The sequence below is a fragment of the Robiginitalea insularis genome, assembly GCF_052497835.1.
Genome location: NZ_CP199296.1, coordinates 1,727,255 through 1,754,089, shown reverse-complemented (window position 1 = coordinate 1,754,089; position 26,835 = coordinate 1,727,255). Strand labels below are relative to the sequence as shown.

The 26,835-nt window shown below is 46.9% G+C and carries 26 protein-coding genes; 11 read left to right on the top strand and 15 right to left on the bottom strand.

Annotated features, from left to right (window positions below):
- Positions 1 to 16: 16 nt before the first annotated feature.
- Positions 17 to 1,312, bottom strand: a complete 1,296-nt coding sequence (tyrS, locus tag ACT6NV_RS08050) for a tyrosine--tRNA ligase (protein WP_445383967.1) — start codon at positions 1,310 to 1,312, stop codon at positions 17 to 19.
- Between the two features lie 91 nt (positions 1,313 to 1,403).
- Here tyrS and ACT6NV_RS08045 point away from each other — a divergent pair, with 91 nt between their 5' ends.
- Positions 1,404 to 2,408, top strand: a complete 1,005-nt coding sequence (locus ACT6NV_RS08045; RefSeq protein WP_445383966.1) for an NAD-dependent epimerase/dehydratase family protein — start codon at positions 1,404 to 1,406, stop codon at positions 2,406 to 2,408.
- Here the strand turns inward: ACT6NV_RS08045 and ACT6NV_RS08040 are convergent.
- From ACT6NV_RS08040 to ACT6NV_RS08030, 3 genes are read right to left on the bottom strand one after another with little or no spacing between them, the layout of a single operon-like run.
- Positions 2,405 to 2,800 carry a DUF4296 domain-containing protein gene (locus ACT6NV_RS08040; protein WP_445383965.1) on the bottom strand — a complete coding sequence of 132 codons (396 nt, stop codon included), beginning with the start codon at positions 2,798 to 2,800 and terminating at the stop codon, positions 2,405 to 2,407. The two genes, ACT6NV_RS08045 and ACT6NV_RS08040, sit on opposite strands and share 4 nt — an antisense overlap.
- Positions 2,797 to 4,131 carry a dihydroorotase gene (locus tag ACT6NV_RS08035; RefSeq protein ID WP_445383964.1) on the bottom strand — a complete coding sequence of 445 codons (1,335 nt, stop codon included), beginning with the start codon at positions 4,129 to 4,131 and terminating at the stop codon, positions 2,797 to 2,799. The genes ACT6NV_RS08040 and ACT6NV_RS08035 overlap by 4 nt, the downstream gene beginning before the upstream one ends.
- Positions 4,132 to 4,860 (bottom strand): polyprenol monophosphomannose synthase, encoded by a 729-nt coding sequence (locus ACT6NV_RS08030; RefSeq protein WP_445383963.1) that lies wholly within the window; start codon positions 4,858 to 4,860, stop codon positions 4,132 to 4,134.
- A 126-nt stretch (positions 4,861 to 4,986) separates the two neighbouring features.
- On the opposite strand from ACT6NV_RS08030, the gene ACT6NV_RS08025 reads away from it, so the two are divergent.
- The 3 genes from ACT6NV_RS08025 to ACT6NV_RS08015 are packed head-to-tail and all read left to right on the top strand — an operon-like array spanning position 4,987 to position 8,061.
- Positions 4,987 to 6,654 (top strand): ArnT family glycosyltransferase, encoded by a 1,668-nt coding sequence (locus tag ACT6NV_RS08025; RefSeq protein WP_445383962.1) that lies wholly within the window; start codon positions 4,987 to 4,989, stop codon positions 6,652 to 6,654.
- Positions 6,654 to 7,310: a DUF4271 domain-containing protein gene (locus ACT6NV_RS08020; RefSeq protein ID WP_445383961.1), complete on the top strand. Its 657-nt coding sequence runs from the start codon at positions 6,654 to 6,656 to the stop codon at positions 7,308 to 7,310. Before ACT6NV_RS08025 ends, ACT6NV_RS08020 begins: the two co-directional genes overlap by 1 nt.
- 4 nt (positions 7,311 to 7,314) lie before the next feature.
- A complete protein-coding gene (locus ACT6NV_RS08015) occupies positions 7,315 to 8,061 on the top strand; it encodes a uroporphyrinogen-III synthase (RefSeq protein WP_445381091.1) in 747 nt (248 codons plus the stop codon).
- 31 nt (positions 8,062 to 8,092) lie between these two features.
- Here ACT6NV_RS08015 and pckA read toward each other — a convergent pair whose 3' ends face one another.
- Both pckA and ACT6NV_RS08005 read right to left on the bottom strand, forming a co-directional pair.
- The gene (gene pckA, locus ACT6NV_RS08010) at positions 8,093 to 9,709 is read right to left on the bottom strand and encodes a phosphoenolpyruvate carboxykinase (ATP) (RefSeq protein WP_445383960.1); all 1,617 of its coding nucleotides are present in this window, start codon (positions 9,707 to 9,709) and stop codon (positions 8,093 to 8,095) included.
- A 67-nt stretch (positions 9,710 to 9,776) separates the two neighbouring features.
- A complete protein-coding gene (locus tag ACT6NV_RS08005) occupies positions 9,777 to 10,163 on the bottom strand; it encodes a DUF423 domain-containing protein (protein WP_445383959.1) in 387 nt (128 codons plus the stop codon).
- A 78-nt stretch (positions 10,164 to 10,241) separates the two neighbouring features.
- Between ACT6NV_RS08005 and ACT6NV_RS08000 the strand changes: the two genes are divergently transcribed.
- The gene (locus ACT6NV_RS08000; RefSeq protein ID WP_445383958.1) at positions 10,242 to 11,615 is read left to right on the top strand and encodes a saccharopine dehydrogenase family protein; all 1,374 of its coding nucleotides are present in this window, start codon (positions 10,242 to 10,244) and stop codon (positions 11,613 to 11,615) included.
- Between the two features lie 30 nt (positions 11,616 to 11,645).
- Positions 11,646 to 12,116 (top strand): Lrp/AsnC ligand binding domain-containing protein, encoded by a 471-nt coding sequence (locus ACT6NV_RS07995; RefSeq protein ID WP_445383957.1) that lies wholly within the window; start codon positions 11,646 to 11,648, stop codon positions 12,114 to 12,116.
- Here ACT6NV_RS07995 and ACT6NV_RS07990 read toward each other — a convergent pair.
- From ACT6NV_RS07990 to leuS, 4 genes are all read right to left on the bottom strand, one after another.
- Positions 12,113 to 12,808, bottom strand: coding sequence for a zinc metallopeptidase (locus tag ACT6NV_RS07990; protein ID WP_445383956.1), 696 nt, complete (start codon positions 12,806 to 12,808; stop codon positions 12,113 to 12,115). The genes ACT6NV_RS07995 and ACT6NV_RS07990 overlap by 4 nt on opposite strands.
- Positions 12,809 to 12,924: 116 nt before the next feature.
- Complete coding sequence (ald, locus tag ACT6NV_RS07985; RefSeq protein ID WP_445383955.1) at positions 12,925 to 14,028, bottom strand: alanine dehydrogenase; 1,104 nt, start codon at positions 14,026 to 14,028, stop codon at positions 12,925 to 12,927.
- A gap of 168 nt (positions 14,029 to 14,196) precedes the next feature.
- Entirely contained in the window at positions 14,197 to 14,451 is a 255-nt protein-coding gene (locus ACT6NV_RS07980) for a SemiSWEET transporter (protein WP_445383954.1), read from the bottom strand.
- Between the two features lie 52 nt (positions 14,452 to 14,503).
- Positions 14,504 to 17,341, bottom strand: a complete 2,838-nt coding sequence (gene leuS / locus ACT6NV_RS07975) for a leucine--tRNA ligase (RefSeq protein WP_445383953.1) — start codon at positions 17,339 to 17,341, stop codon at positions 14,504 to 14,506.
- Between the two features lie 102 nt (positions 17,342 to 17,443).
- Here leuS and ACT6NV_RS07970 point away from each other — a divergent pair, with 102 nt between their 5' ends.
- Genes ACT6NV_RS07970 through ACT6NV_RS07950 form a run of 5 tightly spaced genes read left to right on the top strand, consistent with a single transcriptional unit; the run spans position 17,444 to position 20,917 of the window.
- The gene (locus ACT6NV_RS07970) at positions 17,444 to 18,322 is read left to right on the top strand and encodes a cell division protein FtsX (protein WP_445383952.1); all 879 of its coding nucleotides are present in this window, start codon (positions 17,444 to 17,446) and stop codon (positions 18,320 to 18,322) included.
- A gap of 9 nt (positions 18,323 to 18,331) precedes the next feature.
- A complete protein-coding gene (locus ACT6NV_RS07965) occupies positions 18,332 to 18,604 on the top strand; it encodes a DUF3098 domain-containing protein (protein WP_445383951.1) in 273 nt (90 codons plus the stop codon).
- Positions 18,605 to 19,402 carry an undecaprenyl-diphosphate phosphatase gene (locus tag ACT6NV_RS07960; RefSeq protein ID WP_445383950.1) on the top strand — a complete coding sequence of 266 codons (798 nt, stop codon included), beginning with the start codon at positions 18,605 to 18,607 and terminating at the stop codon, positions 19,400 to 19,402.
- Between the two features lie 18 nt (positions 19,403 to 19,420).
- Positions 19,421 to 20,134 (top strand): tRNA pseudouridine(55) synthase TruB, encoded by a 714-nt coding sequence (truB, locus tag ACT6NV_RS07955; protein ID WP_445383949.1) that lies wholly within the window; start codon positions 19,421 to 19,423, stop codon positions 20,132 to 20,134.
- A gap of 54 nt (positions 20,135 to 20,188) precedes the next feature.
- A complete protein-coding gene (locus tag ACT6NV_RS07950) occupies positions 20,189 to 20,917 on the top strand; it encodes a hypothetical protein (protein WP_445386679.1) in 729 nt (242 codons plus the stop codon).
- Here ACT6NV_RS07950 and ACT6NV_RS07945 read toward each other — a convergent pair.
- The 5 genes from ACT6NV_RS07945 to ACT6NV_RS07925 form a co-directional block, all read right to left on the bottom strand.
- A complete protein-coding gene (locus ACT6NV_RS07945; RefSeq protein WP_445383948.1) occupies positions 20,900 to 21,529 on the bottom strand; it encodes a thioredoxin family protein in 630 nt (209 codons plus the stop codon). The genes ACT6NV_RS07950 and ACT6NV_RS07945 overlap by 18 nt on opposite strands.
- 67 nt (positions 21,530 to 21,596) lie before the next feature.
- Positions 21,597 to 23,006 (bottom strand): TolC family protein, encoded by a 1,410-nt coding sequence (locus ACT6NV_RS07940; protein ID WP_445383947.1) that lies wholly within the window; start codon positions 23,004 to 23,006, stop codon positions 21,597 to 21,599.
- Positions 23,003 to 24,367 (bottom strand): HlyD family secretion protein, encoded by a 1,365-nt coding sequence (locus ACT6NV_RS07935; protein WP_445383946.1) that lies wholly within the window; start codon positions 24,365 to 24,367, stop codon positions 23,003 to 23,005. Before ACT6NV_RS07935 ends, ACT6NV_RS07940 begins: the two co-directional genes overlap by 4 nt.
- A gap of 1 nt (position 24,368) precedes the next feature.
- Positions 24,369 to 26,036, bottom strand: coding sequence for a peptidase domain-containing ABC transporter (locus ACT6NV_RS07930; protein ID WP_445383945.1), 1,668 nt, complete (start codon positions 26,034 to 26,036; stop codon positions 24,369 to 24,371).
- Positions 26,036 to 26,716: a TetR/AcrR family transcriptional regulator gene (locus ACT6NV_RS07925; RefSeq protein ID WP_445383944.1), complete on the bottom strand. Its 681-nt coding sequence runs from the start codon at positions 26,714 to 26,716 to the stop codon at positions 26,036 to 26,038. The genes ACT6NV_RS07930 and ACT6NV_RS07925 overlap by 1 nt, the downstream gene beginning before the upstream one ends.
- Between the last annotated feature and the right edge of the window lie 119 nt (positions 26,717 to 26,835).

The window sequence follows — 26,835 nt, the reverse complement described above, 5'->3', positions numbered from 1 at the left end:
GGAGCAACTGTCTGCCTTACTGTACAATCAGCACAAAGTAATTTTTCTTCCCCCGCTGTAGCAGTATAAATTTATCGCTTATCAGGTCCGAAGGGGTAATCGTATAATTATCCGTAACCTTTGCTTTATTGACTGAAATGGAATTTTGCTGAAGTTCCCTCCGCGCCTCTCCGTTGGACTTCAGAAAACCTGTTTCTGCGGAAAGGGCTGCAATCATGTCCATCCCATTTTCAATGGCATCCCTCTTAACCTCAGCCATGGGAACCCCTTCAAAAACTTCCATAAAAGTGGCCTCATCCAGTTTCTTCAGCTCTTCTGCAGTGGCTTTACCAAACAGGATAGAACTCGCCATTTCGGCATTTTCCAGATCCTGTTTTGAATGTACCATGATTGTGATTTCTTCTGCCAGTTTTCGCTGTAACTGCCTCAGGTGGGGTGCCTCCTGATGCTGGCTGATCAGGTCCTCAATTTCGGCACGGCTCATAAAGGTGAAAATCCTGATGTATTTGGCAGCGTCATGGTCGGAAGTATTCAGCCAATACTGATAGAATTTATACGGAGAGGTGCGATGGGCATCCAACCACACATTCCCGCTTTCTGTTTTTCCGAATTTGGTTCCGTCTGCCTTGGTAATAAGCGGGCAGGTGAGGGCATATCCTTTCCCTCCCTCGATGCGGCGGATCAGTTCCGTCCCGGTGGTTATATTCCCCCACTGGTCGCTACCTCCCATTTGAAGGCTGCATCCGTAATTGCGGTACAGATATAAAAAATCATATCCCTGCACCAGTTGGTAGGTGAATTCCGTAAAGGACATCCCTTCTTTTGAGTCTTCAGATAAACGCTTTTTCACGGAATCTTTAGCCATCATGTAATTCACCGTAATATGCTTGCCCACATCCCGGATAAATTCAAGAAATCTAAAGTCTTTCATCCAATCGTAATTGTTGACCAGTATGGCCGCATTGGCTGCCTCACTGTCAAAATCCAGGAAACGGGAGAGTTGCCCTTTGATGGCTTCCTGGTTCAGTCTGAGGGTGGTTTCATCCAGTAAATTTCGCTCAGAAGACTTTCCTGAAGGATCCCCGATCATCCCTGTTGCCCCACCAATGAGGGCAATCGGTTTGTGTCCGGCAAGCTGGAAATGCCTTAGCATCATCACTCCTACCAGATGGCCGATATGCAGCGAATCTGCCGTCGGGTCAATCCCCACATAGGCCGAATGCATTCCGGAAAGCAGGTGCTCCTCAGTCCCCGGCATGGCATCATGCAACATGCCCCTCCACTTCAATTCATTTACAAAATTGGAATTCATCAATCGTAATTTTTCGCAGCAAATATAATTAAATAGGGGCTTTAGTCTTTTGTATTGCCGCAGATATCCAATGAATGCCTAATTTTAGCTCATGGTTTTAGTAACAGGAGCAACCGGGCTTGTTGGCAGTCATCTATTACACGCCCTGGCAGAGGATGGGGAGAAAATACGGGCACTTTACCGGAACGCCTCCAAAATAGATCAGGTTAAGGAACTCTTTGAGTGGTATGGGGAAAAGGGTACCGCCCTTTTTGAAAAGATTGAATGGATAGCGGGTGATATAACCGAAATCCCATCCCTGGAAAAGGCTTTCGAGGGGGTAAGAACCGTCTACCACACGGCAGCCTATATCTCCTTCGACCCTAAAAATGAAGAAAAGCTTCTGAAGGCCAATTACGAGGGTACCGCAAACATTGTAAACATGTGCCTCGCCAAAGGCGTAGGTCAATTGTGCTATACCAGTTCCATAGCCACCATTTCAGGAAATAAAGAAATACTGGACGAGGAAGACCCATGGGATGCAGCCCACTCCAATGTTTACGCCACCAGTAAATACCTCGCAGAAATGGAAGTTTGGCGGGGCGGGGAAGAAGGTTTGAAAATTGCAATCGTAAACCCGGGGGTAATTTTCGGGCCTGGCAACTGGCGCAGGGGCAGCGGTTGGTTTTTTACCCGCCTGGCATCGGGAATTCAATACTACCCCCCGGGAGGAACAGGGTTTGTTGGTGTATGGGATGTCGTAAAGGCCATGCGGAAATTAATGGAATCCGAAATCTACCAGCAACGGTTTATCCTGGTAGGCGAAAACCTGAGTTTTAAAAAAGTGTTCGACGCTATTTCGAAGCTGTTAGGCGTGGCCCCGCCTGAAAAAGAATTGAAATCCTGGATGCTGGAGGTCCTCTGGAGGGCAGATTGGTTGCGATGCGCCCTTGGCGGAGGAAAACGCCGGCTTAGTAAAGCGGTGGCACATTCCTTAAAAAATCCAAAGAAATACGATAATCGCAGGATTTGCAAAGCCATTCCCATGGATTTTCAACCCCTTGAAGATGTTCTTCGCATTTGTTCCAGCCACTTTAAGGATACCTCCGGAACTTAATTTTCATATTCCTCTTCCTGTTCATCTATCTCTGTGTCCTTCTCCCCTTCCTGAATGAGATTGGTTATACTGTCACGCTCACGGGACAACCGGTCTTCCACAGCTTTGTAAATAGCCTGATATTTGGACGGGATGGAGGCGTAGTATAAGTCACTTTTAACAAATTGAAGGCTGTCTATACCGTACTTCTCGTACAGAAAGTCCATTACGTAAACCTTGTTACTGGCAATAACCTGGGGATGACTGCTTTTTATGGCATCCAGCAAGGCCATATCGTACAAAACAGATATCATCTTCTCTTCAGGGATAAGGTTCTCCGGTTTTTCTACCAGCTTTTCACTGCAAGCAGCTGAAGCCAGAAAGAGCAATAAAAAGAAGGTTTTCAGTTTCATCGGTCAAAGGTTAATCTTCGGGCATTCCGCTGAGGGGAAATCGATCCCTGATTATAGGCCAGATGGCCATTTACAAAGGTGTGTACAATTTGTGAACCAAAACGCTGACCTTCGAAAGGAGACCAACCGCATTTGTACAGGATATTATCCGGGCTTACCGTCCAGGGATTATTCGGATCCACCACAACCAAATCTGCAAAATAGCCTTCCCGGAGATACCCCCTTTTTTCGAGCTGGAATAGGATGGCCGGGTTGTGACACATTTTTTGAACTACCTTTTCAAGGCTGATCTTTCCTTCCCGGACCTTTTCCATTAGTGCTGGCAGCACATGCTGTACCAGTGGCCCGCCGGAAGGAGCGGAGGCATAGGGGTTTTGTTTTTCTTCCAAAGTATGCGGGGCGTGGTCGGTAGCTAAAACATCTATGCGATCATCCAGGAGTGCGTCCCACAGCTGTTCCCGGTCGGTTGCAGATTTTACCGCCGGGTTCCATTTGATAAGGCTACCCTTTTCCCTGTAATCTTCCTCGGAGAACCAAAGGTGATGTATACAGACCTCAGCTGTAATCTTCTTTTGGGAAAGGGGAATATCATTCCGGAATAATGCGGTTTCCCTGCCGGTAGACAAGTGAAAGACATGAAGCCGTGCCCCGGTTTCCCTGGCAAGGTCAATGGCTCGGGATGAAGAGAGATAACACGCTTCGGAACTCCTTATTTTCGGGTGGCAGTCCATCGGAATATCCTCTCCATAAAGCTCTTTGTAATGGGCTAAATTTTTACGAATCGTTGGCTCATCTTCGCAATGTGCTGAAATGACCATTTCCGTACTTCGGAATATCTGTTCCAGAACCTGCTGATCGTCTACCAGCATATTCCCGGTTGAAGACCCGAGGAACAACTTTACCCCACTGCAACTGAGTTTGTCCAGTCGTTTTAATTCTTCCAGGTTATCGTTGGTACCTCCGAAGAGGAAGGAATAATTGGCATAGGAGTTTTTGGCTGCAATACTGAATTTTTCTTCCAGTTTTTCAATGGTCGTTGTTTGAGGTACCGTATTGGGTTGTTCCATAAAACTGGTAATCCCCCCGGCTATGGCCGCCCGGCTCTCTGAGGCAATATCCCCTTTATGTGTCAGGCCGGGTTCCCGGAAATGCACCTGGTCATCAATCAGGCCCGGAAGCAAATATTTTCCCTCCAAATCAAGGACTTCCGTTTCCGGTTCTGAAAGCTCACTCCCTATTCTGCTGATATACAACCCGTCAATTAGTAAATCTCCCTCGCGTATCTGTCCCTCATTGACCAGACGCGCATTTTTTAAAAGCAATTTTTTCATTTAAAATCCATTTTTGTTAAACAGACTTCTAAGCCTCATACTCATTACCCCGAAGATAGCCTCCCAAACAATTGTTTTACTCATTTTGGACTGCCCCTTTTCACGATCCGTAAAAACAATGGAGACTTCCTGAATCCTGAATTTCTTTCGGTAGGCCCTGTATTTCATTTCGATTTGAAAAGCATAACCTATAAAACGAACGGCATCCAGGTCTATAGCTTCCAGCACCTTTCTGTGATAGCAAACAAACCCCGCAGTGGGATCGTGTATCCGCATTCCGGTAATGATCTTCACATAGAAAGAAGCCCCATAGGATAAGAGTATCCTGCTCAGGGGCCAGTTTACCACATTTACACCTTTTTTATAACGCGATCCAATAGACATATCCGCCCCGTCCAGGCATGCCCTGTGTAGCCTGGTCAGATCGCTCGGACGATGCGAAAAGTCTGCATCCATCTCGAAAATATATTCATAGGACCGCTGTAAAGCCCATTTGAACCCGTGGATATATGCGGTCCCCAGGCCGGTTTTACCCTCCCGCTTCTCGAGAAAGAGGGATTCCGGAAACTGCTGTTGTAATTCAAGGACTTTTTGAGCCGTTCCGTCTGGGGAATTGTCATCAACTATTAAAACATCATATGCCCTGGGCAGGTCAAAAACCGCTCTAATGATCGCTTCGATATTTTCGATTTCGTTGTAAGTGGGTATAATTACCAGTCCTTCCGACATACAAACCGGGATTTTTGCCAAAAATACCAATTTTAAAACGCCCTCTGGTCTGCTGCCTTGATTTTTATAGGGACAGGCAGATAAGCCTTTGCCAGATTTTGTAACTTTGACCGAATTTTGACGCCTATGAGACATTTATCCCCGCGGCTGTTCTATATGCTACTAGGGGCATTGTTTCTTTTAAATCTGCTGCAGGCTTTCGCTACTGAGCTAATTTACGATGAGTCATACTATTGGTATTATGCACAGAATGTCTCCTGGGGGTATTTTGACCACCCCCCTATGGTTGCATGGATGATAGCGCTGGGTGGGGTGCTCTTTGACGGAGAACTCGGGGTGCGTTTTATTTCCTGCCTGATGGGGGTGGGCACGCTTTGGTTGCTCTGGAAAATGATCCGTTTCAAACAGGCTCCCGTAGCTGTCTGGGTTTGCTTTATTTGGCTGATTTCCATCCCGCTGCTGCACGCGTATGGCTTTTTAAGCCTGCCCGACACACCTCTTTTGTTTTTTACAGCCTTGTTTCTGTTCCAATACCGAAACTTCCTCCACCGTCCGGACACCATCAATGCCGTCTTGCTGGGCCTTGTAATGGCCGGGTTAATGTACAGTAAATACCACGCAGCACTGGTAATTATTTTCTTGTTGCTTTCCAACCTGAAACTCCTGAAGGACCCCAGGGCCTGGATAGCTTTAGCGGTCTCCCTGTTGTGTTATACCCCCCACCTTTGGTGGCTGTTTGAGCAGGATCTGGTCTCCATAAAATACCATCTTTTTGATCGGCCAAACCAGGCCTACAGTTTTACCAAGTTTACAGCGGGGTACGTTCTGAACCTGGTCGCCCTTTTTGGGCTTACCTTTCCCTTGGCCTACTGGGCCCTTTACAAGTTTCCGGGCAAAGACCCCTTTAACCGGGCGCTGAAATTCATCACCTACGGCATCCTCATCTTTTTTTTCGCTTCCAGTTTTCAAAGGAGGGTACAGACCCAATGGCTTATTGTCATTTGCATCCCAATGGCCCTGATGGTGGTGTATTATGCGATGGATCATAAAATATTCAGAAAATGGCTCTACCGACTCTCTGTTATCAATGTAATAATCCTTTTGTTCCTTCGGGCAGGCCTGGTTTATGAACCTTTATTCCCAGTGAAGTATGAAACCCACGGAAATAAAAAATGGGTTGCCAGCCTCGAAGAAGTGGTTGGGGAACATCCCGTGGTATTTGAAAACTCCTACAGACTGGCTTCTATGTATGCCTTTTACTCAGGGAACCTCTCTTTTAGCCTGAACAATATTTACTACAGAAAAAACCAGTACTCTATTGATGATTCAGAGCAACGGGTGCAGGGGCATCGGATCTTTTATGTCCCGAGGAGCAGGGCAGAAAGGCCGCTGTACTATCTGGACGGAAGCGGGGAAAAGCGGTACGGTTATTTTATAGATTCTTTCACGTCTTACCGGAAGATTCAGGCCGGGGTTATTCCAGAACAGGAGGTACGCCACGGGCAGGAGGTTAGGATGTGGATTTACAATCCGTACCCCAATGACATTCTTCTGGAAGAATTAAAATTGGGAGTAGCCTTTTTGGACCGGTATAAAAATGTAAAGGACTTTGTTCCTGTTGAACCAACTCCAGGCGTTTCCGAAAAATCCGTATTGCATAGCCGGGACAGCACCTACATCCCCTTTGTATTCCCGGAAACAAAAATTCCCGACCCTGCCTACTTCAGGGCTAGCCTTGCCAGAGAGAATCTGTATTGGGGGTTAAACGGAGCTAACCAGAAAATTGAACGATAATGGAAGCCCTGGAACGAAGCCTGCCGGCTATTGACTGGATAACTGCCGTACTATTCCTGGGGCTGCTTTGCCTGGTTTTTGCAAAGTCTTTTTTCTATGGTCGGTTCCTCAATTTCATCATTTTGCCTTTTAATAACAAATACCTGTTTCTCTACAATAAGAAAGGCTTACTCCTGAACGGCTTCCACCTTTCCCTTAGTTTGTTTTCACTTATCTCCATGGGGCTGTTTCTCGCACTGGGATCAGCAGCACTTTTTGAAGATACTTTCCCCGATACGGCAGTAGCCTTTTTATATTTTACCGGGGGCGTGTTTATTTTCCTTTTACTCAAAATAAGCTTGCAACTCACAGCCGGGTATATTTTTAATGCCGAGAAACTGATGGGGTCCCTGGTGTTTATCAAGAGTACTTACTTCAACTACAGTGCTCTTATCATGTTCCTGGCATGTGTATTACTGACTTATGTGTTCCCAGGTAACAAGACAGTGGTTTTAACAGGTATATTCTTAATAATCCTTACAAATGCAATCGGATGGATAGCCCTTTTGAAAATTCATCAAAAGTTGATTGCACTACACTTTTTCTATTTTATTTTGTACCTTTGCGCACTTGAAATTGCACCCTTTTTGCTTGTTTTGAATTTGCTAAAAGACTGATTATATGAAGGTAAAGACGATTCTGGTATCCCAGCCGGAACCAAAAATGGAGAATAGCCCATATTCCAGGCTCATTGAGAAAGAGAAGGTCAAAGTAGATTTCAGGCCATTTATTCATGTGGAAGGGGTAGACGCCAAAGCGGTAAGGCAGCAAAAGATAGACCTGTCCCGCTACACCGCTATCATTTTAACCAGTCGTAACTCTGTTGATCATTTTTTCCGGATTGCGGAGGAAATGAGATTTAAGGTGCCAGACAGCATGAAATATTTCTGCCAGTCGGAAGCAGTAGCCTACTACCTGCAGAAATACGTGGTGTACCGCAAGCGCAAAATTTACGTGGGTAAGCGAAATTTTGCAGATTTGCAGCCCCTGTTTAAAAAGTACAAAGACGAAACCTATCTGCTCCCTTCTTCAGATTCCCTGAAACCTCAAATTCCCGAAGTTCTGGAAAAGGTCGGGGTAGACTGGACCCGGGGTATCTTCTATAAAACAGTGATCAGCGATTTGTCTGACCTGAGGGATGTATATTACGATGTACTGGTATTTTTCAGTCCGTCCGGGATAGAATCGCTTCTCAAAAATTTCCCGGATTTTGAGCAAAACAATACCCGTATTGCCGTATTCGGGAATTCTACAGTGAATGCAGCTACGGATGCCGGCCTTAGAATTGATATTAAAGCACCAACACCGGAGACACCTTCAATGACCATGGCGCTTCAGAAATATATTACCAGTGTAAACAAGAAATAAAAAAAGGCTTCCGATCGGAAGCCTTTTTTTTCTAAAACGCATACCGCTGGGGTCCTCCCCTTCTTATCTCTTCACTGGCGTACTCCTCAAACTTCTTAAAGTTCTCCCGGAACGCATTGGTCAGTTTAAACGCCGTTTTGTAATAGGCATCATCATTATTCCAGGTAGCCCTGGGGCTCAAAATTCGGGTTGGAACCCCAGGACAGGTTCTGGGCTGTGCCACCCCGAATACCGAATGGATATGGTAATTGTCATAAGTGTATAACCCAAGCTTGCCGCTCAGGGCTGCGTGAATCATGGCCCTGGTATATTTCAGTGGCATCCTGCTTCCTACACCATAGGGCCCACCGGTCCATCCGGTATTCACCAGCCAAACATTCACACCGGCCTCCTTCATTTTCCTGCTGAGCATTTCCGCATATTTTGTAGGATGCAGGGGCATAAAAGGAGCGCCAAAGCAAGCGGAGAATGATGGGATGGGTTCATCAACCCCTGCTTCGGTACCCGCCACCTTTGCCGTATAGCCGGATATGAAATGATAAGCTGCCTGGGCAGGGGTCAGCCTCGATATTGGAGGTAATACCCCAAAGGCATCAGCCGTAAGGAAAAAGATATGTTTCGGGTTACCGGCAAAAGAAGGAACCTGCCTGTTTTTGATGTGGTATATTGGATAGCTCACCCTGGTGTTTTGGGTAATTGAAGTGTCTGAAAAATCTACAACTCCTTCCTCATCCATAATCACATTTTCGAGGATAGCCCCTTTTTTAATGGCTCTAAAAATATCGGGTTCATTCTCCTCGGACAGGTTGATTACTTTGGCGTAGCATCCCCCTTCAAAGTTGAAAATTCGGTTTTCACTGGTCCAGCCGTGTTCATCATCCCCGATCAACCTACGGGTTGGATCTGTAGAAAGGGTTGTTTTTCCGGTACCGGAGAGGCCAAAGAAGATGGCTGTTTCCCCATCTTCACCCACATTGGCTGAACAATGCATGGGCAAGGTATTTTTGTCAACCGGAAGGATAAAATTAAGCGCGGAAAAAATCCCCTTTTTAATTTCCCCGGTATATCCTGTTCCTCCTATCAGTGCAATTTTCCTGCTAAAATTGAGAATAGCGAAATTATGCTGGCGCGTGCCATCAACATCGGGATCGGCTTTAAAACCGGGGGCATTGATTACGGTCCATTCCGCTTCGAAATCTTCCAGCTCTTCCTCTTCCGGGCGGATAAACATATTGTAGGCAAACTGATTGGACCAGGGGTATTCATTGATTACCCTGATGCCCATGCTGTATTGCGGATCGGCACAGGCAAAACAATCCCGTACAAAGAGTTCCTTATCGTTTAAATAGCTGATAACCTTCTGATACAGTGCATCAAACTGTTCCGGCTCAAATGGGATATTGATTGGGCCCCACCAGACTTTGTCTTTGGTTACATCATCCCTTACAATAAATCGATCCTTGGGTGAGCGCCCGGTAAATTCCCCCGTATTGACAGCCAGTGCTCCGGAATCTGCCTCCCTTCCCAAATCCATAGACAGGCTCAGGTCATGCAATTCCTCAGCTGAGAGTTGATAATGAATCCGGTCTGAAAGCAGACCCAGCTTTTCCAGCGAAATCGATTTCGTATTTTGGCTGGTTGTACTCATAGAAGTTGTTTTTATGTTGGGCAAAATTAGAAAAAATCCTCCCCAAAAGCTTCATTTTTTTAATTAGTTAGGTCAAAGACCGAAAAACACGGTAAATCAGCAATCCCCAGCCCGAAATCATCAACAGCCCCCCCAAAGGCGTTAGCAGGGCTATGCTACCAAGTTCAAGCCCGCTCAGGGGTTGTGTGCTCAATCCGTAGATCGAAAAGGAAAAGCATATCACACCTGTAAAGATCAGCCAGAAAATAGCTTTTTTATGTTTTATCAGCAGTCTGTCCGTACTTCCCAGAAATAGTAAAAACAGGGCGTGGTACATCTGGTATTCAACTCCGGTAGAAAAGCTTTTCAGGGCCGCCGGGGGGAGTTTCTCTGCCAGGGCATGCGCCCCCAGGGCTCCCAATACCACAGCCGTCAGGCCCAGAAAACCTGCAGTAATCAAAATTGTTTTGTTCATAACTACAATGGAGAATTTTCATGCAAATGTAACAATTTGATACCTTCGTATTCCAACCATAAATTGCCGATTTCCCTCATGAGCAGACGGATTTTAGTTATCGGGGCGGGTAAGTCTACCGCCTATCTTATTCAGTACCTTCTGGATAGATCAGAAGAACAGGACCTGCTGGTTTGCATTGCCGACAAACAGCCAGAAACCATTTCAGAGAGCATCCGAAACCACCAGCGCACGGAAATCATAGCCCTGGATATCTCCAGTGCTCCCGAAAGAAGAGAGGCCATTGAGGAGGCAGCTATCGTTATCTCGATGTTACCTGCCCGGTTGCATATTGAAGTGGCCAAAGATTGTCTCGAGTTTGGAAAAAATCTGGTTACGGCCTCCTATGTCAGTAAGGAAATGCGGGAAATGGATGAGCAGGTCCGTTCCAAAAAGCTGATCTTTATGAACGAGATTGGCCTGGATCCCGGAATCGACCACATGAGTGCCATGGAAGTAATTGACCGCATCACAAAGAAAGGCGGAAAAATGCTGCTTTTCGAATCCTTTACCGGAGGCCTGGTCGCTCCCGAAAGTGACACCAACCTATGGAACTACAAATTTACCTGGAACCCCCGCAATGTGGTGGTTGCAGGACAGGGCGGGGCGGCTAAATTCATTCAGGAAGGAACCTATAAATACATCCCCTATCACAAGCTTTTCCGACGGACGGAATTCCTGGAAATAGAAGGCCACGGCACCTTTGAGGCCTACGCAAACAGGGACTCCCTGAGTTATCGGGAGGCCTACGGGCTGGATAAAGCCCTTACGCTTTACCGGGGTACCATGCGAAGGGTCGGTTTCTCGAGGGCCTGGAACATTTTCGTTCAGCTGGGGATGACCGATGACGGCTATCACATAGAAAATTCAGAGGGTATGTCCTACCGGGAATTTACAAACCTGTTCCTGCCGTATTCTCCAACAGACTCCGTTGAACTAAAGCTGCGGCATTACCTCAAGATAGACCAGGACGACGTGATATGGGGGAAGCTATTGGAAATCAACCTCTTTGATGCAGACAAGACCATTACCACTGCCAATGGTACCCCTGCCCAAATTTTACAGGAAATCCTGGAACGGAGCTGGACCCTTGGCCCTGAAGATCGCGATATGATCGTCATGTATCATAAATTCGGATATGAACTAAACGGGAAGAAATATCAGCTAGACTCCAACACGGTAGTGCTGGGCGAAAACCCAAAACTAACGGCGATGGCAAAAACCGTGGGCCTTCCGGTGGCCATGGCCTGCCTGCTGATTTTAAATGGAGAGATTACGCAGCCAGGGGTACAGATTCCCATCCATAAGGAAGTGTACGACCCGATTTTAAAGGAATTGAAGACATACGGTGTCGCATTTAATGAATTTGAGGTTCCCTACCTGGGCTACAACCCGGACTCAGTTGCCAGTTAGCATCAACAGAATTATCCTATCTTTAAGCGTATGAAAGCCACGGACAAAGGCCTGCATATAGACGGCATTGACAAAAAAATCCTCAGGTTCCTGATGGAAGACGCCCGTACGCCCGTTTTGGAAATTGCACGAAAAATCGGGATTTCGGGAGCCGCTATCCACCAGCGCCTTCGAAAGTTGGAAAAATCAGGCCTGCTCGCCGGTTCCCAGTTTCGCATCAACCCAAAAATCCTTGGTTATACAACCATGGCCTATATCGGGATCTTTCTGGATAAGGCCATGAGCAACCCGGCAGCCGTCAAAGAACTTCAGAAAATCCCAGAAATCCTCGAATGCCATTATACTACGGGCAATTGGTCTATCCTTATTAAGGTGCTTTGTAAAGACAATGAACACCTGATGCAACTACTCAATAAAAAAATCCAGCAAATTGAAGGGGTGTCAAGGACCGAGACCTTCATTTCACTGGATCAGCAAATCGATCGGCAAATCAGTATTTAATCCCGTCCGCCCAATACCTGGAGTCCCCAGTACACCAAAGTTGCCAAAGAGCCAATTGCTGCTACCAAATAGGTTCGGGCAGCCCATTTCAAGGCATCTTCAGAACCTTTATATTCCTGCTGGGTTACCATATTCTGGCGCTTTAGCCAGGCAAGGGCCCTGTTGCTGGCGTCGTATTCCACAGGCAAGGTTATAAAGCTGAAAAGGGTTGCTAGACCCATCATGATAAGCCCTGCAACAGCTACCCAGTAGCCAAACCCTACTCCGGCAGCAGCCCCCAGCATAATACCTCCCAAAACTACCCACATGGACATACCTGAGGTAACGCTTACTACAGGTACCAGGCGCGAACGCAGGGTGAGCCATTCATATGCCTGGGCATGCTGTACGGCATGTCCGCATTCATGTGCTGCCACGGCTGCGGCTGCGGCATTCCGCTGGTTGTAAACACTCTCACTGAGGTTAACTGTTTTATTGGCGGGATTGTAATGGTCTGTGAGCATTCCAGCCGTGCTGATAACTTTCACATCGCGAATCCCGTGATCTGCCAGCATTTTCTCTGCAATTTCGGCCCCGCTCATCCCATTTTGCAGGTGTACTTTAGAGTAATGCCTGAATTTATTCTTTAGTTTTCTGCTGACCAGCCAGCTGATCAGCGCTATCGCTCCAATTAATATATAATATCCGTACATAGTCAAATCTGTTTTTCTATTTCAAAAGTAAGCTATAGAAATCAAAAATCCGGCCAAATACGCATTTGACGTATCTGACCGGATTTCAATTCTCAAACCTGACATTTTGCCGCTTTTCAGACTGCAAGCGCAGGAATGGGTTCCTCTGGTATTCTTATTTCGTCATAAACCACCTTTCCCAGCACAATATTAAGGCCTTTGCCCAATAATGGGTCTGCCTTGCAGGCATCCTCCCACCCCTGGTTTGCGAGTTTCAGGACATAGGGCAGGGTAACATTGGTTAATGCAATTGTGGATGTATAGGGAACGGCGCCGGGCATGTTAGCCACACAGTAATGCACCACGTCATCGATTATAAAAATCGGGTCTTCATGAGTGGTCGGGCGGGAAGTCTCCACGCAGCCACCCTGATCAACTGCAACATCTACTATAACTGTTCCGGGCTTCATCTCCTTGAGCATATCGCGGGTAATAAGTTTAGGGGCCCTCGCTCCTTTCAGCAATACACCCCCCACAATCAGATCGTGGTTCTTTATGTGTTTTCTGATATTGTACTCATTGGAGAATTCGGTCACCACATGAGGAGGCATAACATCATTCACATAACGCAGCTTCTTCATACTTACATCCATTATGGTCACATGGGCTCCCAAACCAGCTGCCATCTTCGCAGCTTGAATGCCTACTGTTCCGGCTCCCAGTACCAAAACCCTGCCAGGAGCAACACCGGGAACCCCTCCGAGCAATACCCCTCTTCCTTTGACAGGTTTCTCCAGAAATTTGGCCCCCTGCTGAATGGCCATTCTGCCAGCAACTTCAGACATGGGTGTCAGAAGGGGCAGATTGCCATCGGCATCCTCAACCGTTTCATAGGCAATGCAAACGGCCTTCCTGGCTATCATCGCTTCAGTGAGTTCCTCGCAGCTGGCAAAGTGGAAATACGTAAAAACAATCTGGCCTTTCTGGATGAGCGGGTACTCCTCCTTAATGGGCTCCTTCACCTTTACAATCATATCGCTGATTGCATATACCTGGCCAATCGTGTCCAGTACATGAGCTCCTACCTTTTTGTAATCTTCATCCGTAAAGCCGCTGCCAATTCCTGCACCAGACTGAACATGGACTGTATGTCCATAACGAATGAGTTCCATTACTCCGGCAGGGGTCATCCCTACACGGCTTTCATTGTTCTTAATTTCTTTTGGAATACCAATTACCATCAGTTTGAATATTATGATTTTGATGTAAAGATGTTGTATTTTTTGCTTTATTAGAAATAAAATCGATAAAAATTAGGGGGTATGTAATGTAAAAACACTTATTTTTTCAATTGACCCCCTATTTTTTAGGGGTATGTTCAATTATATTATCAAATTGTTAAGTGTCGTTTATCGATATTTTAGTTTTAAAAAGATGATAATCAAGGCCAGGATTGAAGTAATCCCATTGGCCAGGATTATTGAAATACTATGAATCAATATTCCATAAATAAACCAAAGGATGGTTCCGGTAAGAAAAACCAGGTACATAAAAAGGGAGATATCGCGGACGGACTTTGATTTCCAGGCGCGATAAACCTGCGGCATAAATGCCGCTGTAGTACAGCAAGCCGCTATCAGACCCAAAAATTCAGCTGTTTCCAAAGAGGGTGGTTGATCTTCCTAAAGATCGCCTTTCCTGTGGCGGGCAGCAAATTTATCCAACAATATTCACGATTTTGCCCGGAACCACTATCACTTTTTTAGGGGTCCGTCCAGCGAGCTGCTGCTGCGTCTTTTCATGTGCCATGACGGCTGCCTCAATTTCTTCCTTAGACAGGTCCAGGGGCAACTCCATGGTAAAGCGCATTTTTCCGTTGAAGGAAATGGGGTATTCCTTACTGCTTTCAACAAGGTATTCCGGTTGGAATTCCGGATAGGAAACCCTCGCTATTGACACTGTATTTCCAAGCTTATGCCACAACTCTTCCGCTAAATGCGGAGCATACGGGGCGATCAATACTGCCAGCGGTTCCAGAACTGCGCGCTCCCTGCATTTGAAAGCAGCCAGTTCATTAACACAAATCATAAAGGTAGAGACAGAGGTATTAAAAGAGAAGTTTTCTATATCGTCTGTAACTTTTTTAATGGTCTTGTGCAGGGTTTTCAAACTGTCTTTGGAAGGTTCTGCATCCCAGACTGTAAATTGCCCATCCGGTCCCTGGTGATAGAGTCTCCACAATTTTTTCAGGAATCCGAATACCCCGCTGATCCCTGCGGTATTCCAGGGTTTCGACTGGTCCAGGGGCCCGAGGAACATTTCGTACATCCTAAGGGCATCTGCCCCGTACTCCTCACAGATAAGGTCCGGGTTTACAACGTTAAACTTGGATTTGGACATCTTTTCGACTTCCCTCCCCACGAGGAACTTGCCTGATTCCTTAACAAATTCGGCATCCTTATACTGCGGTTGCCATTGTTTAAGGGCTTCTATATCCAGTTCGTCAGACGCATTGACCAGATTTACGTCGACGCGTATTTCATCTACCTGATGTTGTTCGGTCAGCCCTTTGCTTACATAGGTTTCAGTACCCCTTATACGGTAAATCAGGGCCGAAGTACCCAGGATCATCCCCTGGTTGATCAGTTTTCGGGCGTATTCGGGTTGCTTCACCCAACCCCTGTCAAACATAAACTTTTGCCAGAAGCGGGAGTAGAGGAGGTGCCCGGTGGCGTGTTCGCTCCCCCCTATGTACAGGTCCACGTCTTGCCAGTAATCATTGGCCTGTTCAGAAACCAGGGCCTTATCATTGCCCGGATCCATATACCGGTTAAAGTACTGTGAACTCCCGGCCCATCCCGGCATCGTATTCAGTTCCAACGGAAAAACCGTTTTATGATCGATCAGGTCGTTGGCTACTACCGCCTCTTTTTGCACATCCCAGGCCCAGTGTGTGGCGTTGCCCAGGGGCGGTTCCCCTGTCTCGGTAGGCAAATACTTTTCCACCTCCGGTAATTCCAGAGGCAGGCAATGCTCAGGAATGAGTCTGGGCAAACCCTCCGCGTTGTAATAAACCGGGAAGGGCTCCCCCCAGTACCGTTGCCGGCTGAAAACGGCATCTCTCAGGCGATAGTTGATCGTTCCTTTTCCCTGGCCCAGGGCTTCCAGTTCGGAGATAACCTTACGGCTCGCCTCTTTTTGTCCCAAGCCGTTAATAAAGTCTGAGTTGGCAATGACCGTGTTTGCCTTATCTTCAAAGGCCTCGGTTTCTATGGAGACGTCCTTGAAAATATTCGGGATAGGTATTCCGAAATGTTTGGCGAAATCGTAATCCCGCTGGTCTCCGCAAGGGACAGACATTACGGCGCCTGTACCGTATCCGGCCAGCACGTAATCCCCTATCCAGATCGGTATGGGTTCTTTGGTAAAGGGATGTATGGCATAGGAACCGGTAAATACCCCGCTAACCGTTTTTACATCTGCCATGCGATCCCGCTCGGAACGCTTGGAGGTCGCTTCGACATAATCATTTACTGCAGCTTCCTGCTCAGGTGTTGTAAGGGGCCCTACCAACTCGTGTTCCGGAGCCAGGGTCATAAAGCTGACCCCGAAAATTGTATCCGGCCGGGTAGTGAACACCTCTATCGAAAAAGATTGGTGTTGGGTATCAGAAGGCTGTGTATGAAAAACCACCGATGCACCCACCGAGCGTCCTATCCAGTTTGTCTGTGAATCCTTTAAGGGTTGTGGCCAGTCTACAGAGTCCAGACCATCCAGCAGGCGCTGGGCATAAGCTGTGATTCGCATGCTCCACTGCGTCATTTTTTTCCGGATAACCGGATGTCCTCCCCGTTCTGAAACCCCGTTAATGATCTCATCATTAGCCAGCACTGTGCCCAGGGCCGGGCACCAGTTTACCTCAGTATCGGCCAGGTAGGTAAGCCTGTATTTCAAAAGTATTTTCTCCTGTTCTGCAGCAGTCATCGCCTTCCACTGAGCCGCGCTGAATTCCGGGGTGTCCTCGTCGCAGGTAGCACTGATCTGAAGGTTTCCGGATTGCTTAAAGGAACTGATCAGAGATTCTATCGGCTCTGCCTTATCCGCCTCCTTGTTATACCAGGAGTTATACAACTGCATAAAAACCCACTGGGTCCAGCGGTAATAGGCCGGGTCTGAGGTACGTACTTCCCGGCTCCAGTCAAAGGAAAAACCTAAAGAATCCAGTTGTTCACGGTACCTCTTAATATTCGCTTCCGTTGTAATGGCCGGATGCTGCCCGGTTTGAATGGCGTATTGCTCCGCCGGAAGACCAAAGGAATCGTAACCCATTGGATGCAATACGTTAAATCCTTTATGCCTCTTAAAGCGGGCGTAGATATCGCTGGCTATGTACCCCAGGGGATGCCCTACGTGTAGTCCTGCCCCGGAGGGATAGGGAAACATGTCCAGGACATAAAATTTGGGTTGTTCAGAAGGGAATTGAGCACGGAAGGTTTTGTTGTCTGCCCAGTACTTCTGCCATTTTCTTTCGATTTCCTTAAAATCGTAATGCATCCAGGGGGTATGTTTTTGGGCGGGTATGCCCGTTTTATTAATTCTGCGCAAAAATAAGCGGAATCCATATACTTTCCTATTTTTACATATTCATATACAGCTATGAGTAAATCGTTTGAGCGCTTTCAGCGGCGGAAATTGATCTCTTCTTATTTTTCAGTCACCCTGAGTATTGCCCTGGTCCTGTTCTTGCTTGGAATCCTGGGCCTGCTGGTGCTCAACACCAAAAAACTAGCCGACCATTTTAAAGAACAAATAACGATTTCAGTCTTTTTTAAAGATACCGCCAAACAGGTTGAAATAGATGAATTGCAAAAAAGCCTGGTGATGTCTGATTACACAAAGTCTGCGGTATTTGTATCCAAGGAAGAGGCCGCCGAAGAACACAGTGAGGAAATCGGGGAAAATTTTCTGGAATTCCTGGGTTATAACCCCCTTAAAAATTCAATAGATGTCAATTTAAACGCAGACTTTGTTTCCACCAGCCAGGTAGATTCTATTGCCGCTGATATTGGCAAAAGGAGTTTTGTGGAAGAAGTTAGCTATGACAGGCCCACAATAAGCCTGTTAACTGAAAATGTGAGGCGCATAGGGCTGGGAATCCTTATCGCCAGTGCGGTATTCACCCTTATAGCCGTTTTACTGATCAATTCCTCCATCCGCCTGTCTATCTATTCCAAACGCTTCATAATTAAAACCATGCAGATGGTAGGGGCGACCAAATCTTTTATCCGCAGACCCTTTATCTGGACCAACATTAAACTGGGTGTCTTTGGGGCACTGCTGGCAATAGTGGCGCTGTTTGGCCTCCTGTATTATCTGGACCTTAATTTTCCACAGCTCGGAGTATTGCAGGACCTGAAAATGCTGGCAATACTTTTTTCGGGCGTTTTTATCCTCGGACTGCTCATTTCCCTGGTCAGCACCTATTTCGCAACGCAGCGGTTCCTGAACCTGCGAACAGATGATTTATATTACTAAATTTGCCCTATGAGTAAAAAGAACAAAAATTCGCTGCAGCAAAAGCCACAGCAGGAATTTATTTTCCAGCGTAAAAATTATATCCTGATGTTTATCGGGCTGGGTTTAATTGCCCTTGGCTATATACTGATGGCCGGTGGTGGCAGTGATGATCCCAATGTTTTCAACCCTGAAATTTTTAACTTTCGCAGGATACGGCTCGCTCCAACCCTGGTATTGATAGGCCTGGGGATAGAGGTCTATGCCATCCTGGCCAATCCGCACAAAAGTAAATCCAAATAATTGGAAGTTATAGACGCAATTATTCTGGGAATCATTCAGGGGCTGACAGAATTTCTTCCCGTTTCTTCAAGCGGACATCTGGAACTCGGAAAAGCCCTGCTGGGAGACTCCTCCATGCCGGAAGAAAGCCTCCTCTTTACCGTTGTACTCCATTTTGCCACGGCCCTGAGCACTCTGGTCGTTTTCCGCAAAGATGTATGGGAAATCTTAGGTGGCCTCTTCAAGTTTTCCAATAATGAGGAGAGCCGGTTTACCCTTAAAATACTTCTTTCTATGATTCCGGCTGTTTTGGTCGGGCTCTTTTTTGAAGCCCAGCTGGAAGCATTTTTCGGCGGGAACATTGCTTTTGTGGGTGCCATGCTGATACTTACGGCTCTCTTACTGTTTCTGGCAGACAGGGCAAAGAATACCCACAAGCCCGTTTCCTTCCCGAACTCGATACTCATAGGAATTGCCCAGGCGGTTGCCATGCTTCCCGGCATCTCGAGAAGTGGGGCAACCATTGCAACTTCTGTACTACTGGGGGTAGACAAAAGAAAGGCTGCCCGGTTTTCCTTTTTAATGGTGGTCCCCTTAATACTTGGAAAGATCGCCAAGGATATCCTGAGCGGGGACCTCAGCCTTCAGAGCTCAAATCTGGGCAGTATGGGTGCTGGCTTTGTCGCGGCTTTTGTGGCTGGTTTGCTGGCATGCACCTGGATGATCCGACTGGTTCGCAACAGCAAACTCAGCTTTTTTGCCGTATATTGTCTTGTGGTGGGCTTGTTTGCAATGGTTTCGGTATTTTGGACAGCATAGGCCCCTAATCTCAATATTTTGGAATTTTCCAGAGAAGCATTCTTAGAAGGACAAATCCTGCTGATAGACAAGCCTTATAAATGGTCTTCTTTCCAGGCTGTCAATGCCGTTAAATGGGCACTTAAAAAGGCCTTTACGCTTAAAAAAATAAAAGTTGGTCATGCCGGGACGCTGGATCCGCTGGCCACCGGCCTGCTCGTTATTTGCACCGGCAAAAAGACCAAGACCATTCCGGAGTTCCAGGAAATGACCAAGGAATACACCGGTGTTTTCACTTTTGGGGCCACTACTCCTTCCTATGACTTGGAAACCGAGCCGGATGCGCATTTTCCCACAGCACACCTGAACAAAGCTGCTATAGAAGAAATGGCCTCGGAATTTACCGGGGAAATCCTGCAACAACCCCCGGTCTTCTCTGCCCTCAAAAAGGACGGGAAGCGCTTATATGAATATGCCAGGAGCGGGAAGGAGGTTGAAGTACCCAGCAGAAAGATCCGTATCGATACCTTCGAAATAACGCACATTGAACTTCCCGAAGTGGCCTTTAGAGTAGTGTGCAGCAAAGGTACTTATATCCGTTCTTTGGCCCACGATTTTGGAAAAGCTCTGGGAAGCGGAGCCTATTTATCCGCCCTTAAAAGAACCAAAATAGGACCTTTTGACGTAAATAAAGCGATAAGCCCTGAGCAGTTTAAAGAACGCTTAAGGGAAAAGGGATATTCAATCCAGTAAGTATTCATGGATCAGGAAAATGAAATAAAAGCGGAAAAAAGCGGTTATATGCATATGGATTTTACCCGTAGCCAGCTTTCGTTGATCATTACCGGCTTCTCGCTGGCGATCCTGGTATTGACCCTGTTTAACCTGCATTTGGGGAGCAGTGAACAGGAGGAGTACGTAATAGAGATGAGCCTTGCAGACGAAGACATAGAGGCCCTGCTGGAAGAGGAGGAGCAAAAACTGGAAGAACTACAGGCAGAAGATCCGGTAAAAAGCCATATGGCTTTTAACGAAACAGCAAAGCCCACTTACGGAGCCCCTGAACCTCTAAAGACCCTGGAAGAAATCATGGCCGAAAGGGAAGAGCTTACCGGTGGCGAGGAAAACGAAGATTATCTTGGAGATTCGGAGGCCTTTAACTCCACCTTGCGGGAGCTGGCCAAAAAAAGGGAAGAGAATAAGCAGCTCATAGGGGAAAAAGAAGCCGAGAAAAAAGAATATACCAACAACCTTGCAGAACGGAGGACTTCTATATCCTATTCACTTGTAGACCGGTCTGCCTACAAACTGCCGCCGCCAATCTATACCTGCATTGAAGGAGGCAAGGTGGTTGTTAACATAAAAGTAGATAATCTGGGGTTTGTAGTGGAAGCCGATTATAATTCCAAAAGCTCCACCACTTCCAATGGCTGCCTTATCGACAATGCCATTGCCTACGCCCTGAAAGCGCGGTTCAGCCCGGCCCAGCGCTCAGTACAGCCGGGAACCATTACCTATCTATTTCAAAGCAAGTAACTCGAGGAGTTCCTTCCTGATTTCCTGACCTTTATCTTTGTTATACCATTTCTGAAGTTGCTCCCTGAACTCCGGGCTCAAGACCCCGTGTTCCGCTTTATAGGCATCTGTCATACGCTGAGCCACAGCCGGCCTGGGGCCCCAGCTTTTCAGGACCTTGAGGGAATTGCGCTCCAGCATTAACAACTTGGGAATGGAGCGGGCCCCGTTACTGAGATATAAATCCAGAAGGTCCGGGTGCTCATCCCTGTAGGCTATTCTGAGGTCAATCTTTGGGCTGTTTTCCGCGAAGGCATTCAGTACCGGCAAGACGGGGGCCGCATCCCCGCACCAGCTTTCCGTAAGCACCAGCCAGATCAGGGGTTCTTTCAGATGCGACAGTTTTTCCATGTCCTCCTCCATGAGTCGGAAAGTGCGATCCCAGCGGAGCATACGTTGTCTGTTGAGCAAGGTGTAATGAACATAAGCCTCTGACTGCACGGGCCCTGAGGTTTTCCCACCATTTACCTGATCGGAAAGCTCTTCCATATAGCTGTTATAATCCATAGCTGCCCCGAGTGCATCCTGAATTAAATCCACTTCCGTTTTACTCTCTGTATTTACCGTTCGCATAAATCGTAATTCATTTTGGACCCTACTTGAGTAGTTACAAATTCGTTTTCCTTACAAAGTAATCGGCTCAGGGATTTATCAGCGGGTTGATGGCGAGTGCCCGGAACAGTTTGGCTTTGGCCATCAGGTACTTATTCTGCACCTCATTGCCCTTCAAACGGGCATCGATCAGGGCTCTTTCCCTGGAATTCAAAAGGAACACGGAACTTTCCCCAAAACTGAATTTACGTTCTTCGGCCTGAAGCATACGGCTATAGTCCGAAACAATCTGGCTGATCAGTTCATTCTGCCGGGTAAATGAATCCAGTTCATTAAAGAGGGCAAGGGCTTTGTTCTGTATGCTGATAAGGGTGTAATCCCGCTCCAGAACCGCATCCCGCAGTTTGAATTTAGCCATCTTAAGCGCACCTCTTTCCTTTCTCAGGAATAGCGGCATTCGAAAACGCACTCCTCCTTTGTATTCCTGGGTTTCAAAACTCCGTATCAGTTCGGGGGTTTCAGTAAGAAAGTTGTACTCCAGGTCTATCTGAGGCAACAGTCCGTTTATCTTCAGTTGCTTGTCTACCTCCAGGCCCCTTATTTTAAAATCCAGTGAGCGGAGTTTGGGGTGATCTCCAAGAGCAAAATTTTCCATGCTAAGGTCCCTTAGTTCCAGCAATTCAGTAACGGCGGTTGCCGGATCAGGTTCAGGTCTTACATCCTGCTGTAATTCAACGGGTATCCCATCCCCTAGCCAGATAAAATTAGATACTTCAAGTGATTTGTTCCGTAGGTTAACCCTTGCCTGTTCCAGGCTGAGGGCACGATTTTGCAAAGCAATCCGGGCCTCCACTGTGTCAATAGCGGCACGATCTCCGGCCAGGGCACTGCTCTTTACCCCTTCGAAACGCACCCTGGCATTCTCCAGAAAATTCTGGAATACCTGTAAATCATTATATGCCTGAAGCCAGCTGAAATAGGCCTCAGAAGCACTAAAGAGGATCTCATTGACCAGCAGGTCCCGATCTGCCTCACTTTGCTGCTCAAAAAACCGTGCCTTTCGCAGGGTAGCCATGCGCTCATTGATCCAAAACCCACGCCCTACTGAAACACTTACTCCTGCACTGTACAAGCCATCTGTGGGCACCGTACGCTCAGGGTCCAGAAAATCCCCTTCATTCTGCTCAAACTGCCCTTTGAATTCCACCCCATACCAGGTTGGGATTTTAAAAGTGGCATTCAAACGGTCATAGTATTCGGTCCCGCTGAATTCCTTGCGGTCGTAGTCTACTTCCAGTTTGGGGTCAAAACCACCCCTGGATTGCAGCAAATTGGCATCAGCCAGTCCGAGCACCAGGTCGGCCTGCTTTACAACCGGATGGAATTGTTTAACATACGCCAGGTACTCCCGATAGCCCAGTTCAAGGCTGTCGGCCTGCTGGGCCTGCAAAGCCGGCCAGAGGCAAAGAAGAAATATGTAAAAAAGCGCATTTCTCATTTTTCAGGCATTGTAACCGTTGACGGTTTTTCAATCTTTGATGGGTTGTAATAATCCGGGGGGAAGCCATTGAGCTGTCGCCACAATTCGTACCATATAGGTACGTCTTCCAGTAGAGCTATAGTATAAGCACCAGATCCCACGCGTAATTCCTTGGGCCAGGGATGGTCCTCCGGGTCAGGGGCTACCAGAATCCTGTATTTCCCGTTCGAACTTATAAAGGTCTCTATAGCCACTACGGTACCCCCGTAAGTCCCATAGGAAACATTGGGCCAGCCGGAAAAGATAATTGCAGGCCAGCCATCGAACTGGATCCGTATTTTTTCACCCAGATGTATCAGGGGCAGATCCAGGGGGTCCACATAGGTTTCCACTGCCATTTCATAGTTTATGGGCATTATGTTTACGAGCTGATCGCCTTCTTTAAAGGTTTCCCCCAGTCCGGACCTGATGGCTTTATTTATATAACCACTTTGGGGGGCCCTTATGTAATACAATTCATTGCGGCGCTCATAGTTGGCGTATTCATTCTCCAGTTTGGTTACCTGGGCTTCCGAGTCAAACTGCGATGATTCTGCCGTAAAACGGTCAGACTGGGCCTTGGAGATCTTTTCGGTATACTCCGCCTGGACACGGCTAATCTCCACCTGCGCATTGATAACTTCATTCCGACTGGCCAGCAATTTGTTTTGCTGTGAAATCAATTTTGCCTGGGTCTCCTGTAATTTGAGACGTTTTTCTTCCACATCCGTAACCGCCTTCAACCCTTCAGACTCCAGTTGGCTGGTCCGGTCATACTGCCTTTGGGCAATGGTAATATTGGTGCGGGCCGCCTCCAGGTCAATACTGTCGCTGGTAACCTTTAAATGTGCCTGGAGCAATTTGTTCTTTGCCTGCTGCAACTTGAGTTTACGCTCATTTTCCAGGGCGGCCACCTGGCTGCCCAGCGCCTTTACCTTTTCCTGATAAGAGCTTACCGCACGGTTTTTTGCCTCAATTTGCTTCCCGGTCCGCTCTATAAGACGCGGGTCAAAATATTCATTCTTGACTTCTGAAATAAACAGTATGGTGTCTCCGGCCTGTACCAGGTCCCCTTCGCGCACAAACCACTTTTCAATCCGGCCCGGGATGGGCGACTGAATCGTATTGGGTCGCTGGTCAGGATTCAGGGTTGTAAGGTATCCTTCCCCGTTGATGTTCTGCGTCCAGGGCAAAAAGAGTATGATGAACCCTATTAGGGAGGAAACCAGCAGGAACCGACTGAAGTGCTTGTAATGCCTCCTGTGGAATACCTTTTGGGCAGCCCTGAATCTCATCAGGTCTACCTTTTCGTTAAGCTTATTTGGTGAAATATTCAGCATTTCAACTTTCTTTAATAATCTTACCTTCACTCATATGTACAACACGGTTGCAACGACTGGCCCATCGGGCGTTTTCGCTGACCACAATCAGGGCCCATCCGTTAGCCGGATCGGTCAGAAAATCCATTATCTCAATCGATTCTTCCTCATTAAAATGATCCAGGGGGTCCTTAAGTACCAGTAATTTGGGCTTGCGCAGGATACTTCTGGCCAGGACCAACTTCTTTCCAACGGTATAAGGGACCTGCTTGCCCTCAGGATATATAATTGTCTTCAGCCCCATGGGTTGTTCCTTAACAAAGGACAAAAGTTTTACCTTATCCAGCGCCCAATAGATTACCTCATTGCTGATGCTCGTATCGCCAAAGGTCAGGTTGTCCAGAATGGTGCCTTCAAAGGGAGACTCCTCCGGCATGGATTTCCCTAAATGGGATCGGTAATAATTCAGGTTAACCCCGGCCAGGGAAACTTCGTTTACAAAAATTTGCCCGGAGTCTGGCTGCAATATCCCCGTCATAAGCCTTAGCAAGGTAGATTTACCGGATCCACTCGGACCCTGCAGTAAAACAATGCATGAAGGGGTAACCTTCAGATTGACGTGGTCTATGATCAGCTTATCCCGATCCGGCACATGGTAGGTCACTTCTTTCAACTCGACCGTAAAGCCTTCCTCGGGATTAAACGGGCGTTCTCCGTCCAGGGGTTCCAGGGTTTTGTCTACAACTTCCCCAAGCTTTTCCAGGGAAGTAAGTAAATCGTAAAAGGTCTCAAGGCCCAGGATCAGTTTTTCAACCGAATTGATCACCAGCAGGATAATGATTTCCGCGGCAACAAACTGCCCGATATTCATCTCCTGGTTAAGCACGAGTAAGCCGCCAATAAGCAAAAGGCCAGCCGTTACCAGCACCTTGAAGCCAATCATTTGTATAAACTGAATGACCAGGATACGGAAATGGCTTTCCCTGGATTCCAGGTAATCGCTCACCAAAGCATCGTTTTTATCAATGGCATGGGAAGTCTTCCCGGACAGTTTAAAGCTGATGATGGAGCGGGCTACTTCCTGTATCCAGTGCGCCACCCGATATTTATTTCGGGATTCCTCAATGCTCGTATCCAACCCCCGCTGGGCAGTAAACTTAAACACCACATAAATCAGCAACAGCAATAGTATGCCGTAAAAGATGAAAAATGGGTGGTAAAACGATAACAGCAGCAATCCGAAAAGGATTTGCAGCAGGGCCGCCGGAAAATCGATCAGAATTTTAGCCAGCGCTTTCTGAACGGTGAGCGTATCAAAAAAGCGATTAGCCAACTCCGGTGGATAGTAGTTCCTGAGCTCACTCATCCGGATTTTTGGGAAGCGGTAGGAGAACTCGAAGGAGGAACGGGTAAATATTTTTTGCTGAACGTTTTCAATGATCCGTATTTGCATGAGCTGCAGGGCCCCAACAAAAGCCACCCCAAGGGTAACCAGAATTACAAGCACAATCCAGGAAGTACTGACCTGCGCGCCCTGAATTAAATTGATAATGGCCTGTATCCCCAAAGGAAGTGACAGGTTTACCAAACCAGCGAAGATGGCATAATAGAAGATCTGGAAAACGTCCTTCTTCTCAAGGGTCAGCAGCCCAATCAGACGCTGCCAGGATGTCAACATAGATTTCGGCATTATTTTGTATGGTTAAGGGTTGAAAAGACCAGGGATTTGAAATAATCCGTGGGGCTTCCGTGAGTTATACAATTAGTGATGGACGGAAAATGGTCCTTCAGGAAATACTGGTGCATGCACCCCTCCAAAACAGTACTGGAAAGACTGAGCGGATAGGGATAGTTTGGATTTACCTCTTCAATCATGCTGCCAAGTCGCAGAACCATCCGTTTGTAAATTTCAAAATAGCCCTCTTTGTTTTCATCATCCACCTCCTTGGTCAGGTATGATTTTGAATATTCATTTATAAGTATATCCTGTAGGGCTACCTCGTTAATGTGGGAAAACGACTGATCCGTCGCCACCGGGCGCGTCAATATTTCCAGGGCCTTATCCAAACGCACTTCCGCGTCATCAATGCTGTTGGTAGTGAGTACCAACTGGTACTCCAGCCAGCCCCAGTACCAGGAACTGAGATAGATGAGCAGTTTGTGCTTGTTCTCAAAGTAGCGATATACAGAACTTTCATTGGAACCGATGCGCGTTCCCAGTTTTTTGAATGTAAATTTCTCAAAACCGATTTCTGAAATCAGTTCAATGCTGTTCCGTATAATTCGCTTCCCCAATTCGGAGGACTCAGGGTCCTTCACGAAAATCTTTTCGTTAACCGTTATTTTCAGGTTTTGTATCAAATATTTCATGAGCATCTACTAAAGCATCGCAAATATAATAGTATTACTATCATATCCTAATAGTTTAACACCTTTTAACAGTAGTAATTGTTTTATAATGTGGTATAATTTTATTATATTTATAATAT

What these genes read in the sequence shown, in the direction of transcription:
- tyrS (WP_445383967.1), bottom strand. Translation starts at nt 1,312, where the DNA reads ATGAATTCCAATTTTGTAAATGAATTGAAGTGGAGGGGCATGTTGCAT.
- ACT6NV_RS08045 (WP_445383966.1), top strand. Translation starts at nt 1,404, where the DNA reads ATGGTTTTAGTAACAGGAGCAACCGGGCTTGTTGGCAGTCATCTATTA.
- ACT6NV_RS08040 (WP_445383965.1), bottom strand. Translation starts at nt 2,800, where the DNA reads ATGAAACTGAAAACCTTCTTTTTATTGCTCTTTCTGGCTTCAGCTGCT.
- ACT6NV_RS08035 (WP_445383964.1), bottom strand. Translation starts at nt 4,131, where the DNA reads ATGAAAAAATTGCTTTTAAAAAATGCGCGTCTGGTCAATGAGGGACAG.
- ACT6NV_RS08030 (WP_445383963.1), bottom strand. Translation starts at nt 4,860, where the DNA reads ATGTCGGAAGGACTGGTAATTATACCCACTTACAACGAAATCGAAAAT.
- ACT6NV_RS08025 (WP_445383962.1), top strand. Translation starts at nt 4,987, where the DNA reads ATGAGACATTTATCCCCGCGGCTGTTCTATATGCTACTAGGGGCATTG.
- ACT6NV_RS08020 (WP_445383961.1), top strand. Translation starts at nt 6,654, where the DNA reads ATGGAAGCCCTGGAACGAAGCCTGCCGGCTATTGACTGGATAACTGCC.
- ACT6NV_RS08015 (WP_445381091.1), top strand. Translation starts at nt 7,315, where the DNA reads ATGAAGGTAAAGACGATTCTGGTATCCCAGCCGGAACCAAAAATGGAG.
- pckA (WP_445383960.1), bottom strand. Translation starts at nt 9,709, where the DNA reads ATGAGTACAACCAGCCAAAATACGAAATCGATTTCGCTGGAAAAGCTG.
- ACT6NV_RS08005 (WP_445383959.1), bottom strand. Translation starts at nt 10,163, where the DNA reads ATGAACAAAACAATTTTGATTACTGCAGGTTTTCTGGGCCTGACGGCT.
- ACT6NV_RS08000 (WP_445383958.1), top strand. Translation starts at nt 10,242, where the DNA reads ATGAGCAGACGGATTTTAGTTATCGGGGCGGGTAAGTCTACCGCCTAT.
- ACT6NV_RS07995 (WP_445383957.1), top strand. Translation starts at nt 11,646, where the DNA reads ATGAAAGCCACGGACAAAGGCCTGCATATAGACGGCATTGACAAAAAA.
- ACT6NV_RS07990 (WP_445383956.1), bottom strand. Translation starts at nt 12,808, where the DNA reads ATGTACGGATATTATATATTAATTGGAGCGATAGCGCTGATCAGCTGG.
- ald (WP_445383955.1), bottom strand. Translation starts at nt 14,028, where the DNA reads ATGGTAATTGGTATTCCAAAAGAAATTAAGAACAATGAAAGCCGTGTA.
- leuS (WP_445383953.1), bottom strand. Translation starts at nt 17,341, where the DNA reads ATGCATTACGATTTTAAGGAAATCGAAAGAAAATGGCAGAAGTACTGG.
- ACT6NV_RS07970 (WP_445383952.1), top strand. Translation starts at nt 17,444, where the DNA reads ATGAGTAAATCGTTTGAGCGCTTTCAGCGGCGGAAATTGATCTCTTCT.
- ACT6NV_RS07965 (WP_445383951.1), top strand. Translation starts at nt 18,332, where the DNA reads ATGAGTAAAAAGAACAAAAATTCGCTGCAGCAAAAGCCACAGCAGGAA.
- ACT6NV_RS07950 (WP_445386679.1), top strand. Translation starts at nt 20,189, where the DNA reads ATGGATTTTACCCGTAGCCAGCTTTCGTTGATCATTACCGGCTTCTCG.
- ACT6NV_RS07945 (WP_445383948.1), bottom strand. Translation starts at nt 21,529, where the DNA reads ATGCGAACGGTAAATACAGAGAGTAAAACGGAAGTGGATTTAATTCAG.
- ACT6NV_RS07940 (WP_445383947.1), bottom strand. Translation starts at nt 23,006, where the DNA reads ATGAGAAATGCGCTTTTTTACATATTTCTTCTTTGCCTCTGGCCGGCT.
- ACT6NV_RS07935 (WP_445383946.1), bottom strand. Translation starts at nt 24,367, where the DNA reads ATGCTGAATATTTCACCAAATAAGCTTAACGAAAAGGTAGACCTGATG.
- ACT6NV_RS07930 (WP_445383945.1), bottom strand. Translation starts at nt 26,036, where the DNA reads ATGCCGAAATCTATGTTGACATCCTGGCAGCGTCTGATTGGGCTGCTG.
- ACT6NV_RS07925 (WP_445383944.1), bottom strand. Translation starts at nt 26,716, where the DNA reads ATGAAATATTTGATACAAAACCTGAAAATAACGGTTAACGAAAAGATT.